Genomic DNA, 14126 nt, shown 5'->3' with positions numbered 1-14126 from the left:
CCTTGCCTCCTATCGACGGGATCAGCCCATTTCAGATGGGGCATCGAATTTGTGATCAGGTCCGATGGGCACAATGCCTCCAGGGTTCAACCATGGATGGCTGCCGTAATAATGGCCCTTGATATGATCAAAATCGATCGTCTCTCGAATAGCCGGATGATGGTAAAGATCGCGCGTATAGGCCCAAAGCGCAGAATATTCGGTCAAGGTCCGGCGGTTGCACTTGAAATGACCATGGTAGACGGCGTCGAAGCGGACAAGTGTCGTGAATAGCCGGATATCAGCCTCGGTCAAGTGCCCGCCGACCAGAAAATGCTGGTTCGTGAGCCGGTCCTCAAGCCAGTCCAGCGTGTCGAAGACGTCATGGACCGCCGCCTCATAGGCTTGCTGGGTCGTGGCAAAACCGGCGCGATATACGCCATTGTTGAGATTCGCGAGAATACGTGCATTCACAGCCTCGATCTCGTCGCGATGCGCGGCGGGATAATAATCACCTTCAAGTGCACCCAAATCGTCGAAGACCGAATTGAACATTCGCAGGATTTCGGAGGATTCATTGGAAACGATCGCCCGCGTCACCTTGTCCCAAAGAACTGGAACGGTCACGCGGGACGTGCAGTGCAGCTTCGCAAGCTGATAGACTTCGTACAGCCGTTCCGTACCGTTGACCGTGTCGGCAATGACACCGGGCCCGGATTCGAAAGTCCATCCGTCTTCACCCATGTGCCAGTGCACCACGGAAAGGCCGATCAAGTCTTCAAGCCCTTTGAGCTTGCGCATGATCAGCGTCCGATGCGCCCACGGGCAGGCCAGCGAAACATAGAGATGGTAGCGTCCAGCCTCGGCCGGGAAGCGGACAGGTCCGCCCGCCGCCGCCTCCTTCGACATGATCCAGTTGCGGAACACGGACGGAGGGCGGCGCAGTGCTCCATCGGTCAGAACCGTATCGATGCCGGTTCGGTGCCAGGTCCCATCGATCAGTTCACCCATTGATCGCCCCCTTGCCGGAAGCGGCACGGACGATCGGGGCAACTTCTGTCCCGAGCAGTTCGATCGAGCGGCGCATCGCAGCGGTGTTCAGCATTGCCGAACTCATCTGGAAGGTGATACGCGAGATACCGCCGAGCGCTTCGTCCACCGCCAGTACCCGCTGCGCGACCGTCCGGGGATCACCGATGAGAAACGCCCCTTCCGGCGAGCACATGGCTTCAAACTGCCAAAGCGTCGCGGGCGACCAGCCACGCTCACGACCGATTTCCGTGAACATATAGGACCAGCCCGGAAAGAAGGCGTCCTTGGCCGCTTTGGCCGTGTCCCCGACAAAGCCCATTGCGTGGACGCCCACGGCAAGGGTTTTGGGATCATGGCCCGCCCTACGTCCCGCCTCCCGATAAAGATCCACGAGAGGGCGGAAACGGTGAAAATTCCCGCCGATGATGGCGATCATCAGCGGCAAGCCGAGGGCACCTGCGCGGGCGAAGGATTGGGGCGTTCCGCCGACACCGATCCAGATTGGCATCCGATCCTGATAGGGTCTGGGATAGACACCCTGACCCGTCAGCCTTGGGCGGAATTTGCCCTGCCACGTCACATGGACCTGATCGCGCAGCGTCAGCAGAAGATCAAGCTTCTCCGCGAACAGGGCGTCATAATGTTCGGGAGCGAATCCGAACAGGGGATAGGCCTCGCCAAAGGAACCGCGGCCGACGACGATTTCGGCGCGTCCTCGGGCGATCAGATCGATCGTCGCAAATTCCTGGAAGATGCGGACAGGGTCTGCAGCGCTCAACACCGTGACTGCGCTGGCCAGCCGGATATTGCGTGTGCGGGCCGCCGCTGCCGCAAGTATCACCGTCGGCGCTGAATCGAGAAATTCCTTGCGATGATGCTCGCCGATACCGAAGATATCGAGCCCGACGCGGTCGGCGATCTCGACTTCCTCCAGAAGACATTCGATCCGATCCGCTGCCGGCACCATAACACCAGTTTCAGGGTCTGGCATGGTGGCAGCGAAACTGTCTATGCCAATTTCCATTTCCGCCTCTGCCGATCCTGCATCGCCTGGTTGCCGCCGGCATTTCAGCCGGCGGCAACCAGATCATTGTCACGCGGCCAGCGCGTCGATTTCGGCCTTGGCCTTGGCAATGGCCGCAGCCTTGGGCTCATCGCCCATATTGAGGCCTTCCGCCCGAATGACCGTGACGTCCGTCAGGCCGATGAAGCCGAGCACACCGCGCAGATAGCTTTCATGGTGCTCAAGCGCCGCAGCCGGGCTGTCACCGGTGTAGACGCCGCCGCGGGTCGAGGCGAGGAACACCTTCTTGCCTTTGGGAAGCAGGCCTTCGGGCCCGTTCGCGCCATATTGGAAGGTGCGCCCTGCGACACAGATGCGGTCGATCCAGGCCTTGAGCTGCGAGGGAACCGAAAAATTGTACATCGGCGCACCGATCACGATGACGTCAGCTTCAAAAAGATCCTCGATATAGGCGCCACCCGCTTCGAGATCCCGGCCGAGCGCCGGATCGGTGACTTCGCCCCCCTGAAAGGCGGCCAGATGGGCATCGGAGAGGTGCAACGCGGCATCCGCGACCAGATCACGGCGAATGACCCCCGATCCGGGGAAAAGAGCCTGCTGCTTGGCGACAACTTCAGCGGTGAGCGCACGGCTCACCGAATATGGGCCAAGAATACTCGAATCAATGTGTAGAATGGTCATGGCATTATTCTCCGGCTGGCCCATTTCGGGCGAAGCATGGTTGCGAAAGATTTTCTGGAAAATGCAAAGCATGGCGTACAAATTGGCACCGCTTCCCAATCGGGAAAAGTCGGGATATTCTTATGTTGTCCATCGGCAGATTCGATGGGTCAGGAGAAATCCATGATCGAGGGCCTTTCACTGGATCAATTGCGCCTCTTCCAGGCGGCGGTAGAGGAAGGAAGCTTCTCGGCCGCCGGACGGCGCTTGCTCCGTACACAGTCGGCGGTGAGCGAAGCCATCAGCAGCCTTGAATTTCAACTCGGCGTCACGCTTTTTGACCGGAGCGGGCGCTATCCCAAGCTGACCACCGAAGGCGTCGTGCTGATCGCCGATGCACAGCAAGTGCTCGCAAGCGTAGATCTGATGAAGGCCAGGGCCAAGGGCATAGCCTCAGGGATCGAGGCTGAGCTGACGGCGGTCGCGGATGTCTTCTTTCCGATCGACGCCCTTGCAGGGGCGGCCATGGATTTTCGCCATCAGTTTGCGGGCACGCCGCTGCGCCTCTATGTCGAGGCGCTGGGCGCTGCCCTGGAACCCGTACTGGACGGCCGGGCCAGCTTCGGTATCGCCGGTTCTCTGCCGACTTTGCCTGCCGGGCTGGTCGCCGAACGGCTCGGCAGCGTTACCTTCATGATGGTTGCTGCTGCCAACCACCCATTGGCCGCATGGCACGGCGTCATCCCGAAACAGGAACTGTCGCGCCATGTGCAACTTGTGTTGACGGATCGATCCAATCTGTCGGCCGGGCGCGAGTTCGGCGTCATGGCGCCCTCAACCTGGCGCCTCGCCGATCTGTTCGCAAAACACGCTTTCCTCCTGAACGGCCTGGGATGGGGCGGCATGCCCCTTCATACCATTCAGGACGATCTGGCGGCAGGACGTCTTGTCGAATTGTCGATCGAAGACGTTCCCCCCGGCGGCCTCGCCCTGGCAATGTCGGCCGTATATCGGGCGGCCGATCCTCCAGGGCCTGCCGGACGATGGATGATCGAACGCCTCAAATCCTGCGGCGTGATGAGTGCCAGCGAGATTACGGCCTGACCTGATGGTTACGGCTTCCTGACATAGGCGCCCGGAGCCGGCTCAATCCCGTCGGAGATGGCACGCCCCGCGACGCGCTCGTCCGATCCATGGCGTGCCAGCCATTCAAGCCAATGGGGCCACCATGAACCATCATAACGCTGGGCGCCGGCAAACCAGTCATCCGCGACGTCCGCATGACTGTCGTTGATCCAATAGCCATGCTTGTTCGCGGAGGGCGGGTTGATCACCCCCGCATTATGCCCTGATCCACCCAGCAGAAAGTCTGCCTTCAGGAATTGCGCGCCCCGATACACCGCATCCCATGCAGAGACATGATCGTCCTTGAGTGCGATCGAGAGCAACGGTGTCGTTATTCTTGCAAGGTCGATGGCCTCGCCGCCGACGCTGAACCCGGCGCCACCCACAAGGCGGTTCTCGAGCAGAAGGGCGCGATTGAAGCTCGCGACAAAGGCTGCGGGAATGCGCGCTCCGTCCTCGAACCAATAGAGCAGGTCGGAGGGCGGCGCGGCCCGATCGAGCAGATAATGATTCACCACCGACGACCAGATGAGATCATTGGCTCGCATCGCCGAGAAGAGCTGTTGCAATTCGATCGAGTCGATGAAGCCCTGCTGCGCCAGATGCTCCTCCAACGCATCGGCATGCGCTTCATGCACGAATGCGGCCCAGTCCCGCATATCGGCAAAATCGATCATAGTGCCGATCAGCGTAGCCGAATTGACGTCCGCACCGCGCCCCTTGGCGGCCAGCCAGGCCAAGGCGATGATGGCGAGCGTACCACCCAGACAAAAGGCGAAGAGGTTCGGCCTGGCGCCCGTCCTTTCACGAACGACGTCGATGGCCTCGACGACACCCGAAAGGACATAGTCGTCGATCCCCTTGTCGCGAAGCTCCTCGGCCGGGTTCACCCAGGAAATGACGAACACGGTTCTGCCCTGATCGACCAGCCATTTGACCAGGCTGGACCTGGGCTGAAGATCGATCATGTAGTAGCGGTTCACGAGTGGCGGTACATAGAGCAGCGGCTCGGCATCGACTGTCGGCGTGGCGGGGTTATATTGGATGAGCTGGAAGAGATCGTTTTCGTAAACGACCCATCCGGGCGTCGCCGCAATTGTCTTGCCCTTCTCAAAGGCGCCGGGATCGGTACGGCGGCGCACAATACCCTTGCCGCTGGAGATATCCTCGAGAAGATGGGCAAAGCCATGGACCAGATTCGCTCCGCCGGTCTCGCGCGTGCGGTCGACAACCTCCGGATTGGCAAAGGGAAAGTTTGTCGGCGCAATGGCGTTGAGATACTGATCCAGCAGGAAATAGACCATGGCGCGCGTCGACGCATCGCCTTCCCCCTTCCCGACCAGGGCGCGAAGCTGTTCCGCCGCCAACAAATAGCTGTCGCGAATGACGCGGTAATGGGGATCGTCTTGCCACGCTTCCGCAGAAAAGCGTCGATCCTTGGGCTTGGGGGTTTCTATCCCGGTGAAGGTCCTTCCCCAAAATTCTCCCCATTGGCGCGCGGCTTGCAGTTGTAGCTCCATGACCTCGGCGGGCTTGGACCACAAACTGCCGGTGAAAGCGGCAACGGATCGGGCGATTGTTGAAGGGTCATAGGGTTGCCGGGTCAGCCGCGCCAAGGGTGCATTTGCCGTCGCCTTGACCATGGCTTCGGCAGCGGCCTCGGCCAGAGCCCACCAATCCTTATGTTTCATGTCGCTCATGCAGTGTCATGTCCATTTCAGCTGTCAATGCCATGTGCCACTCGATCCTCGAGCAGCGTCAGTCGCGGAGAGCAAAAAACTCTTCAAGCGCCGGGCCGGGACGCGGATCAACGAATAGGAGGCGGAGCATCAAGTCAGGATGCGCCGTTGCCCAGCCCGGCGGAGGCTCTGGCCGCCTGCGTTCGATGCGGCCGGAATGCATGGAAGAAACGCGGTCAGGTTCGAGCGCCATTTTGTTCGTTCCTTGTTGCGAAGACTCAATTCTTCTCGCACAATGTCGCTTGGGAATACCATGGGAGTTTTCGCGAAGCGGATGGGCGATTTCGCACGAACCAATCTGGGCTTCGACTGGAACAACCTTCAGGCGTTCCTGGCTGTGGCACGATATGGCCGGCTGACGGTCGCCGCATCCCGGACGGGTATGGATCACAGCACTGTCGCGCGACATATCGGGAACCTTGAAACAAGTCTACGGTCAACATTGTTCGACCGGGGACCGACAGGTTACAGCCTGACCGCACTGGGGGAACGACTTCTGCCTATAGCCGAGCAGATCGAACTCCTTACCCTCAAGGCGCAAGATGTTGTCGGCCGGGCCGACCATGCTGTCCAGGGCAGCGTGCGGATAGGAGCGCCGGAAGGATTTGGCAGCTATTATCTGGCTCCCCGCTTGATGCGCCTGGGGGTGCAATATCCCGATTTGCGCATCCAGCTGGTTGCCGGTTCGAGCCTGTTCAGTGTGGCGAAACGGGATGCGGACATCGCCATAGCACTCTCCGCTCCCGCCAAGGGACGACTATTTGCCAAACGGTTGACGGACTATTCACTCAGCCTTTATGCCTCGCGAGACTATCTTGCCCAGACATCTGAAATCCGGCGGCAGGAAGATCTGAGCGGTCATCGCTTCATCGGCTATATTGACGACCTGCTCAATGCGCCAGAACTCGACTATCTCAAACAGATTAATCCGGAAATCTCGACCGCGCTAGAGAGCAGCAATCTGGTCGCGCAGCTTCAGGCTGCCAAATCCGGCGCGGGCCTTTGCGTGCTGCCCGCCTTTATCGCGGAACATCTGGCTGGCCTGGTCCCGGTGCTCCCTGATGAGGTACGGCTGACACGCTCACTCTGGATGGTCATCCACGCCGATACGCGTCATCTTGCGCGGGTCCGGACCGCCGCGAAATTTATTGAAGACATCGTCTCGGAAGAGCGCGCGCTTTTCAGCGCGCCCCTGGCGAGTCATTAGGTTCGGTCAAACGGACGCGGCAGCAAAGGTCGCAATCAACAATTTCCCCGCCGGTCATCTCACCATGCAAGAACCGCATGTCCAGCGATTTATCATTTACGACCGTAAAGCATTATGCAACCTATAATGCGCCACCATGTGCATTGGCCCGAGAGGATGGCTGATAGCGGCACTGCTATTGGGACAGCATCAGGAAAACAGGATATGACCGATCTGAACAATCGCTGCTACATCGTTACCGGTGCGGCCAGTGGTCTGGGCCGAGCAATGACCATGGGACTGCTTGACGCTGGTGCCTGCGTCATCGCCGGTGATCTCCAGCAGGAGGCATTCGACCCAATCCCCGCCTCTACAGGCAAGCGATGCCGTACCATCCTGCTCGATGTACGGAAGACAGAGGACAGCGAACGCGCGGTGGCCTGCGCGCTCGATGCTTTCGGACGGCTCGACGGCATCATCAACAATGCCGGTATCGGACAGGAGCGTATCAGGGCGGACTATATCGTCAATCCTCCTCCCTTCTGGTCCGTTCCCCCTGCCCTCTGGCGTCAGATTATCGAGGTCAACACGATCGGCCCGTTCAACCTTGCTCACGCGGCAACGCCCGTCATGCTTCGATCGGGTCACGGACGGATCATCAACGTGACGACCAGCCTGAGTACGATGCTGGCACGCGGAATGGCTCCCTATGGCGGATCGAAAGCCGCGACCGAAGCCCACACTGCGATCATGGCGCAAGATCTGGACGGCACCGGGATAACGGTTAATGCCTTGGTTCCCGGCGGCCCCGTCAACACGCCGATGGTCCCGGCGGAAAGCGGCTTTGAACGCCAGGCGCTCCTGCAACCCGAGGTCATGCTGCCTCCCCTGCTCTGGCTGCTTTCACCCGCTGCGGACAAGGTAACAGGACGTCGTTTGGTGGCGGCATTATGGGATACGTCCAGAAAGGCGGAGGAAGCCGCAGCCCTCGCTGGGGCGCCTGCTGGCTGGCCCATTCCCGAACATGGGCAGGCAATCCTTCCTCACTCGTTCCGGTAGATCGAGCCGGGAGGATGGACAGCCATGCAAGCCGACCTCCCCGGCATCAGCAAGATATCTGCGGCCAGCACAACCCTTTAAGCACGAATTTCGGAGCGATTTCAGACAATCCGCGTGTCCACGCCTCTTCCGATCAGATTCAATCGGAAGGCGCTATTTGCCTTTGGCCTTCGGGCCACTGCCTGCCCTGCCTGCCTTGGGTTTGACCTTTGCTTCCGGCTCCTTGCCGTGCAGCAGGCCGATGGAAGGAAATACCATGGTATCGACCATCGACAGATAGGATTCGATGATCTCCGGATCGTCCGTTTCGATCCCCGTACTCTCCCGGATTTCATCCTTGAGGGAAGAAAGCACCGACATCATGCCGATCAGCATATAATGAATCAGGCCCGGATTGCCGGGAGGGAGCGCTCCCTGCTCCTGGGCTTCCTCGATCTGTGGCAGAAGCCGCCTGATCAATGGGAGAAGGGCCGTTTCCACAAGCCAAGGCAGACGCGGATTGCCCGGCCGGCTCTCACGCAGCATGAAATGATGAAAATCAGGGTAGGCGATGGTGAAGCGAAGAAATGCTGAATATTCCGCCCGCAACCGCTCAACGGCTGTCATATTCTCCTGATCCGGTATGCCTTCGTCCCACAAGCGGCGGATCTGGGTGAACGCATCCTCAGCCACAGCTTGCCAGAGGATTTCCTTGGTTCGATAATGATAGGTGATAAGCGGGTGCTGCAGACCGGTGATCGCCGCGATGTTTCGAATGCTCGCCGCTTCGAAACCGACCTGTGCAAACTCGGAAAGCGCGGCGTTCAATATCAACTGTTTCGTGTCGATCGCCCGCTGTTGTTCCCGCCGCTTGCGGGAAGGCTTGGTCTTCGAAACCTCCGGCTTTTCGGCGGAGCTGGTTTTGGCTCGTTTGCCGGTTGCCGCCTTTGCAGGCTGCGTCCCGTCGTCCCTCAATGAAGCATCACTCACTGACGCGTCAACATTGGTCTTCTTCGCGGCGGTCGTCTTACCCTTGGTCATATCAGCCCGTTCAGAGATGCGTTTCGTCTTGCCATTCGCCGGTGGGATACCGGATTGAGCGACGAAAAGGAACTCTTCTGAACGGGAGCAGCAATATGCACGACAAGGGCGCCGACACTATCGCGTTTCCTTCCGTGCCTATCTGCTTGCCTTACCCCTTGATGTGTCGACCGAAGATGTGGCGGCGGTGGAGGGCTTCGAGCGGCCTATGCTGATTGCTTCCCACCAGTTCGCGCATGAAACCATGTGAGGGAACCTCATCACTTATTCCTGCCAGACTGACTTCGGCATGGCGCGATCATTTTGCCTTACTGGCGGTAATCGCGATCACGACATCAACTTTGGCGGCCACCGCATCGGTGCCCTTGAACTGGCCCTGCCCAACCCCGAAAATGGTCCGGTCAATGCTCATGCGAGCCGACATCCGGGCGCTATTGCCCTGAATGGCAAGTTGAAATGGAAAGCTGACCGGGCGGGTTACATCCCTGATCCTGAGCACACCATCAACACGGTAGCTATTGCCGCCAAGACTGACGAAACGCTGGCTGGTAAACGTCGCCCGCGGGAAAAGCCTGGCAGAGAACCAGTCGGGCGTCGGCAATGCCTCATCACGCGTCTGGTCGCCCGTGACCGCTGAATTCGTTTCAATCGCGACATGGACGGTCGAACCATTGAGCCGGGCCGGGTCAAACCGAATCTGAGCCGACCATCGGCGGAACTGGCCGTTGAAGGACTGACCGTTCATAGCGCCCACAAATCCGAGCTTCGAATGCGCCTGATCAACGTTCCAAGCCGGAACCCCCGTCGATTTGGGCGGCTCACCATGGACGGGAGCGGCCATGGCAAGTGACAGGGTCGCCAGCGGGGTCGCAACGATGAGGCGGATCATTCATCAAATCCTTCATTTCGGGAAACACGCCCAATGAAGGGCAGCATGCGCTCCAGAACCCCGTCACGATCGACAAAACGATGTTTCAGTGCTCCACCGATATGGAGCATGAGAAGCAACATGGTCCCCCAGACGAGCATCACATGCAGATTGGCAAAGCCGGTGTTGACGCTCGCCTTCGCAACTGGAGGCAGTTCATGAAGCCATGGAACATGCGGCCAGGGCAGAATATGGAAAAGGAGTGTTGGGATATTGAGCGTACTCGTCGAGACGACGACCCAACCGCTCAACGGAAGACCGATCATGATTCCGTAGAGGCCGATATGGGCAGATTGCGCGAGCAAACGCTCCCAGCCATGCATAGCCTCGGGAAGCGGCGGTGGCCTATGAACCAGGCGCCAGATCAGTCGCAGCATGCTCAGGACGAGCACGACAAGCCCCACGGACTTGTGCAACTGAAACAGGTTGAACTGTTCCAACCCCTTGGCACCGTGCATGCGGAAGCCAAGCACGAGATTCCAGACTATGAACGCCGCGATCACCCAATGGAGGATGATCGCGCCGGTCGAATATCTCTGCGCCGACACCGCGAAGGATTCCGCACGCATCTTCATCGAGACAGTCACCCTGCCTTCTTTTCGAAGGCCGCGCTGATGATCAGGTGCACATTGTCGCCGATCAGCGGAACATAGGTCGAAACGCCGAAATCGCTGCGCTTGACGTCGCCTGCAACCTCGAAGCCGACCGTATAGGCCTTGGTCAGCGGATTGGCGCCTGCGGCATTGAACTTCGCCTTCAGGACCACTGGCTTGGTAACACCGTGAAGGGTCAGATCGCCCGTGACATCCGCGGTGTTTTCTCCAGTCTTGGTAATGCGGGTCGAATGAAACCGGATCGTATCAAACTGCGCCACATTGAACCATTTGTCGCCCTTCAACTCCCCGTCGAGCGTCGCATTGCTGGTGCTGAGCGAGGCGGCCGGAACGGTGATGTCCACCTTGGACTGGGCCAGCTTCGCCGGATCAAGGTCAAGCGTGCCGGAAGCTCCGGTAAATTCACCGTACCAAGTCGAAAAACCCATATGTGAGACCGAGAAGAGAATGCGCGTGTGTGCCGCCTCAACGCCATAGGCTCCGGCCTGGACGGCGGCGGGCTGCGCCTGCGCAACCGTCGGAGCGGCGGTCAGCGCGGATACGAAAAGAGCAAATCCTAGATGATAACGGGCCAAGAGTTTTCTCCCTGCAATGTCTTCTGCAAGGTAGATCATCGATAAACACGATAGAACTGGTCAAATATTGATGATATCCATCGGCCAGGGAGATAGATCATGCTTGAAGGGCTCACCGCTCAATCAATTGCGGATGCTTGTGGACGTTGCCGGGACGGGCAGCTTTTCCGCAGCCGGGCGCAGGCTGGGACGCGTGCAATCGGCAGTCAGCCAATCAATCCAATTGCTTGAGAAGCAAACCACCCGGGTGCGCGAGCCAATGGTTCATCAAAGACCTTGCCACCCGTCTAACGGCGGATTGACGCGAATGCCGGCATCCACCATCACTTCAGCTCTCCCTCCTTGTTCTTGAGACGATCGAACGTTCCAGCTCGGCACAATTGGCTGATCTTCACGCTGGGCAATCCGTCGAGAGCAATAAAATATACTTTACATACGCCAAGTTATATTGACTTCGGATCGGATTTGGCTCAATTGCAGCAGTAGGGGGAAGCGATCAATGCCTCCGCTACGACCGTGCTTCAGTGACACCGTTTTAACTAGAGATGCAAATGCGCGAGAATGCTTTCATCATTCCGGCAATGGAATGTGCATCTATGTGCACCATCCCAATATCATGGGCCACAGGATAGTTTTATGAGCCAGTTCGATCTCACCGAGGACCAGTTGGCCATTGCGGAGATGGCGCGGCGGTTCACCGCCGATGCGATCACGCCTTATGCGGCGGAATGGGACGAAAAGCATATCTTCCCCCGCGACACGATCCGCGCGGCGGCGGAGCTGGGCTTTGGCGGCATCTATGTGTCGGAGGAAGCGGGCGGCATCGGCCTTGGCCGGCTGGAGGCGGCGCTGATCATGGAGGCGATGGCCTATGGCTGTCCGTCGACCAGCGCCTTCATCTCGATCCACAATATGGCGGCCTGGATGATCGACCGCTTCGGTTCGCAGGCGGTGAAGGACAAATATCTCCCCTCCATGGTGCCGATGGAGCGGATCGGCAGCTATTGCCTGACCGAAGCGGGGTCCGGGTCCGACGCGGCGGCGCTCAAGACCAAAGCGGTCAGGGACGGCGACCATTATGTCGTCACCGGCTCCAAGCAGTTCATCTCGGGCGGCGGGGAGAATGAAATCTATGTCGTCATGGTCCGCACCGGCGACGAAGGCCCCAAGGGCATATCCTGCCTCGTCATCGAAAAGGACATGCCCGGCGTCAGCTTCGGCGCGCAGGAACGCAAGCTTGGCTGGCATTCGCAACCCACGGCGCAGGTCAATTTCGACGGCGTTCGCGTGCCGGTGGAAAATCTGGTCGGTGCGGAGGGCGAAGGCTTCCGCATCGCAATGATGGGGCTGGACGGCGGGCGGCTCAATATCGGCGCCTGCTCGCTGGGCGGGGCGCAGCGCTGCATCGACGAAGCGCTCTCCTATAGCAAGGACCGCAAGCAGTTCGGCCAGAGCATCGCGGATTTCCAGAACAGCCAGTTCATGCTGGCGGATATGGAGACGGAATTGCAGGCCGCGCGCACCCTGCTCTACGCGGCGGCGGTCAAGGTGACGGAAAATGCGCCCGACAAGACGCGCTTTGCCGCCATGGCCAAGCGGCTGGCGACCGACACCGGCTCATCCGTGGTCGACCGGGCGCTGCAACTGCATGGCGGCTATGGCTATCTGATGGACTATCCGATCGAACGCTTCTGGCGTGATTTGCGCGTGCATTCCATCCTGGAAGGCACCAATCAGGTCATGCGCATGATCATCGCCCGTGACATGCTGCGGCAATGAGCGCGGGAGACAATATGACTGATCAGCTTCTGATTTCCATCGACAATGGCGTGGGGCGCATCCGGCTGAACCGGCCCAGGGCGATCCACGCGCTAACCACGGAGATGTGCAGCGCCATCATCGACGCGCTGCTGGCGTGGCGGACGGATGAGAGCATCGTTGCCGTGATGCTCGACCATGCGGAGGGTCGCGGTTTTTGCGCGGGCGGCGACATTGCCATGATCGCCAGCAGCGCCAAGGGCGACTGCTCCGAGGCCGAGCGGTTCTTCTTCACCGAATATCGGATGAACCATCTGCTGTTCGTCTATGAAAAGCCGATCGTCGCCTTCATCGACGGCATCGTCATGGGTGGCGGCGTGGGGATTTCACTGCCATGCCGCTACCGGGTCGCCAGTGAACGAACACTCTTTGCCATGCCGGAAACGGGCATCGGCCTGTTCCCCGATGTCGGTGGCGGCTGGTTCCTGCCGCGCCTCCCCGGCCGTATCGGCACATGGCTGGCCGCGACAGGAGCGCGAATCGATGGGGCAGATTGCGCCGCCATCGGGCTTGCAACGCATTATGTTCAATCGAGACGGCTTGCTGCGCTGAAGGAGCGGATTCTCAGAAATCCAGACGATCTCCCCGCCCTTCTCGATCTTGCGAACGAACCGCCCTATGTATCGCGCCTGATCGCACAAAAGCATGATATCGACAGGCTGTTCGCATCGGATGACTTTGAGGATATTCTCGCAGCGCTTCGTTCCGATAGCTCAGCCTGGGCACGAGAACAGTTGGCCGCTCTGTCAACCAAGTCACCGCAGACGGTTAAGGTAGCGCTTCGGCAATTGGTTGAAGGCGCCGCTTTCACGGATTTCGCCGACAATATGCGCAATGAATATCGCATCGCCTGTCGTGCTATTCGTCGCCCCGACTTCATTGAAGGAGTACGCGCCCTCATCTTCGACAAAGACAATGAACCGCGGTGGCAACATGAACGGCCTGAAGATGTCACCGACGAGATAATCAATCCTCTCTTTGCTCCCTTGCCGGTTAGCGAAGAGTGGATTCCTTTGCCGGAATTGGAGGCTAATTTCCCTGCGCTTTGAGAGCATATGAGTAGATCGGCGTGGAACCGTCACCCTTGTAACGCTCAATCGTCCCAATGCGCTGAACATGTGAATGCTCGCCGATGCCAGTGCCGCTTTCGCACTTTACCACGCGGATACTTTGCGGCGGTGTCTGGTTCTCACCGGCAGCGGAAACAAAGATTTTTGCGACAGGAAGGCGGCCTCGCCTTGGCAAGGCCGCTAGGGGGCCGACTGGCGATCAGGTCGAGGCCCGTTATTGGGTGGCGAAGAACAGCTTTGCCTCCGTACCACGGTATATCGGAAAGTTCCAGCCGTTAGAGGTAGGCGGCGGCAACC

Annotated in this window: 14 protein-coding genes; 6 read left to right on the top strand and 8 right to left on the bottom strand. The window is 59.2% G+C overall.

What is annotated here, in order from left to right:
- Positions 1 to 21 precede the first annotated feature (21 nt).
- The 3 genes from HUK73_RS23930 to HUK73_RS23920 all read right to left on the bottom strand — a co-directional run bounded on the left by HUK73_RS23930 (position 22) and on the right by HUK73_RS23920 (position 2716).
- Positions 22 to 990, bottom strand: coding sequence for a glutathione S-transferase family protein (locus tag HUK73_RS23930; protein WP_176594260.1), 969 nt, complete (start codon positions 988 to 990; stop codon positions 22 to 24).
- Positions 983 to 2035, bottom strand: a complete 1053-nt coding sequence (locus HUK73_RS23925) for an LLM class flavin-dependent oxidoreductase (RefSeq protein WP_176594259.1) — start codon at positions 2033 to 2035, stop codon at positions 983 to 985. Before HUK73_RS23925 ends, HUK73_RS23930 begins: the two co-directional genes overlap by 8 nt.
- Positions 2036 to 2104: 69 nt before the next feature.
- Positions 2105 to 2716, bottom strand: a complete 612-nt coding sequence (locus tag HUK73_RS23920) for an FMN-dependent NADH-azoreductase (RefSeq protein WP_176594258.1) — start codon at positions 2714 to 2716, stop codon at positions 2105 to 2107.
- Positions 2717 to 2878: 162 nt separating this feature from the next.
- Here HUK73_RS23920 and HUK73_RS23915 point away from each other — a divergent pair, with 162 nt between their 5' ends.
- Positions 2879 to 3799, top strand: coding sequence for a LysR family transcriptional regulator (locus HUK73_RS23915; RefSeq protein ID WP_176594257.1), 921 nt, complete (start codon positions 2879 to 2881; stop codon positions 3797 to 3799).
- 8 nt (positions 3800 to 3807) lie between these two features.
- On the opposite strand, the gene HUK73_RS23910 is transcribed toward HUK73_RS23915, so the two are convergent.
- Positions 3808 to 5520, bottom strand: coding sequence for an alpha/beta hydrolase (locus HUK73_RS23910; RefSeq protein WP_176594256.1), 1713 nt, complete (start codon positions 5518 to 5520; stop codon positions 3808 to 3810).
- 292 nt (positions 5521 to 5812) lie between these two features.
- Here HUK73_RS23910 and HUK73_RS23905 point away from each other — a divergent pair, with 292 nt between their 5' ends.
- Together HUK73_RS23905 and HUK73_RS23900 are read left to right on the top strand one after the other, a co-directional pair.
- Positions 5813 to 6766 carry a LysR family transcriptional regulator gene (locus tag HUK73_RS23905; RefSeq protein WP_218036705.1) on the top strand — a complete coding sequence of 318 codons (954 nt, stop codon included), beginning with the start codon at positions 5813 to 5815 and terminating at the stop codon, positions 6764 to 6766.
- Between the two features lie 204 nt (positions 6767 to 6970).
- Complete coding sequence (locus HUK73_RS23900; protein WP_176594255.1) at positions 6971 to 7804, top strand: SDR family NAD(P)-dependent oxidoreductase; 834 nt, start codon at positions 6971 to 6973, stop codon at positions 7802 to 7804.
- A 153-nt stretch (positions 7805 to 7957) separates the two neighbouring features.
- On the opposite strand, the gene HUK73_RS23895 is transcribed toward HUK73_RS23900, so the two are convergent.
- The 4 genes from HUK73_RS23895 to HUK73_RS23880 all read right to left on the bottom strand — a co-directional run bounded on the left by HUK73_RS23895 (position 7958) and on the right by HUK73_RS23880 (position 10941).
- On the bottom strand, positions 7958 to 8611 hold the full coding sequence (locus tag HUK73_RS23895) for a TetR/AcrR family transcriptional regulator (RefSeq protein WP_176594254.1): 654 nt from the start codon (positions 8609 to 8611) through the stop codon (positions 7958 to 7960).
- Positions 8612 to 9122: 511 nt separating this feature from the next.
- Positions 9123 to 9713 (bottom strand): YceI family protein, encoded by a 591-nt coding sequence (locus tag HUK73_RS23890; RefSeq protein WP_176594253.1) that lies wholly within the window; start codon positions 9711 to 9713, stop codon positions 9123 to 9125.
- The gene (locus HUK73_RS23885; RefSeq protein WP_218036704.1) at positions 9710 to 10327 is read right to left on the bottom strand and encodes a cytochrome b; all 618 of its coding nucleotides are present in this window, start codon (positions 10325 to 10327) and stop codon (positions 9710 to 9712) included. Before HUK73_RS23885 ends, HUK73_RS23890 begins: the two co-directional genes overlap by 4 nt.
- An 8-nt stretch (positions 10328 to 10335) precedes the next feature.
- Complete coding sequence (locus HUK73_RS23880) at positions 10336 to 10941, bottom strand: YceI family protein (RefSeq protein WP_255326524.1); 606 nt, start codon at positions 10939 to 10941, stop codon at positions 10336 to 10338.
- A gap of 70 nt (positions 10942 to 11011) precedes the next feature.
- Between HUK73_RS23880 and HUK73_RS26600 the strand changes: the two genes are divergently transcribed.
- The 3 genes from HUK73_RS26600 (at position 11012) to HUK73_RS23865 (ending at position 13808) form a co-directional block, all read left to right on the top strand.
- Positions 11012 to 11293 carry a LysR family transcriptional regulator gene (locus tag HUK73_RS26600; RefSeq protein WP_218036773.1) on the top strand — a complete coding sequence of 94 codons (282 nt, stop codon included), beginning with the start codon at positions 11012 to 11014 and terminating at the stop codon, positions 11291 to 11293.
- Positions 11294 to 11577: 284 nt separating this feature from the next.
- Entirely contained in the window at positions 11578 to 12720 is a 1143-nt protein-coding gene (locus tag HUK73_RS23870) for an acyl-CoA dehydrogenase family protein (protein ID WP_176590741.1), read from the top strand.
- A gap of 14 nt (positions 12721 to 12734) precedes the next feature.
- Positions 12735 to 13808 (top strand): enoyl-CoA hydratase/isomerase family protein, encoded by a 1074-nt coding sequence (locus tag HUK73_RS23865; protein ID WP_176594251.1) that lies wholly within the window; start codon positions 12735 to 12737, stop codon positions 13806 to 13808.
- Positions 13809 to 14126 lie beyond the last annotated feature (318 nt).

The organism is Sphingobium sp. EM0848 (assembly GCF_013375555.1).
GTDB lineage: Bacteria > Pseudomonadota > Alphaproteobacteria > Sphingomonadales > Sphingomonadaceae > Sphingobium.
Note: the sequence above shows the minus strand (reverse complement) of the source record. Positions and strands in the feature narration are given on the sequence as shown.

What these genes read in the sequence shown, in the direction of transcription:
- HUK73_RS23930 (WP_176594260.1), bottom strand. Translation starts at nt 990, where the DNA reads ATGGGTGAACTGATCGATGGGACCTGGCACCGAACCGGCATCGATACG.
- HUK73_RS23925 (WP_176594259.1), bottom strand. Translation starts at nt 2,035, where the DNA reads ATGGAAATTGGCATAGACAGTTTCGCTGCCACCATGCCAGACCCTGAA.
- HUK73_RS23920 (WP_176594258.1), bottom strand. Translation starts at nt 2,716, where the DNA reads ATGACCATTCTACACATTGATTCGAGTATTCTTGGCCCATATTCGGTG.
- HUK73_RS23915 (WP_176594257.1), top strand. Translation starts at nt 2,879, where the DNA reads ATGATCGAGGGCCTTTCACTGGATCAATTGCGCCTCTTCCAGGCGGCG.
- HUK73_RS23910 (WP_176594256.1), bottom strand. Translation starts at nt 5,520, where the DNA reads ATGAGCGACATGAAACATAAGGATTGGTGGGCTCTGGCCGAGGCCGCT.
- HUK73_RS23905 (WP_218036705.1), top strand. Translation starts at nt 5,813, where the DNA reads ATGGGAGTTTTCGCGAAGCGGATGGGCGATTTCGCACGAACCAATCTG.
- HUK73_RS23900 (WP_176594255.1), top strand. Translation starts at nt 6,971, where the DNA reads ATGACCGATCTGAACAATCGCTGCTACATCGTTACCGGTGCGGCCAGT.
- HUK73_RS23890 (WP_176594253.1), bottom strand. Translation starts at nt 9,713, where the DNA reads ATGATCCGCCTCATCGTTGCGACCCCGCTGGCGACCCTGTCACTTGCC.
- HUK73_RS23885 (WP_218036704.1), bottom strand. Translation starts at nt 10,327, where the DNA reads ATGAAGATGCGTGCGGAATCCTTCGCGGTGTCGGCGCAGAGATATTCG.
- HUK73_RS26600 (WP_218036773.1), top strand. Translation starts at nt 11,012, where the DNA reads ATGATATCCATCGGCCAGGGAGATAGATCATGCTTGAAGGGCTCACCG.
- HUK73_RS23870 (WP_176590741.1), top strand. Translation starts at nt 11,578, where the DNA reads ATGAGCCAGTTCGATCTCACCGAGGACCAGTTGGCCATTGCGGAGATG.
- HUK73_RS23865 (WP_176594251.1), top strand. Translation starts at nt 12,735, where the DNA reads ATGACTGATCAGCTTCTGATTTCCATCGACAATGGCGTGGGGCGCATC.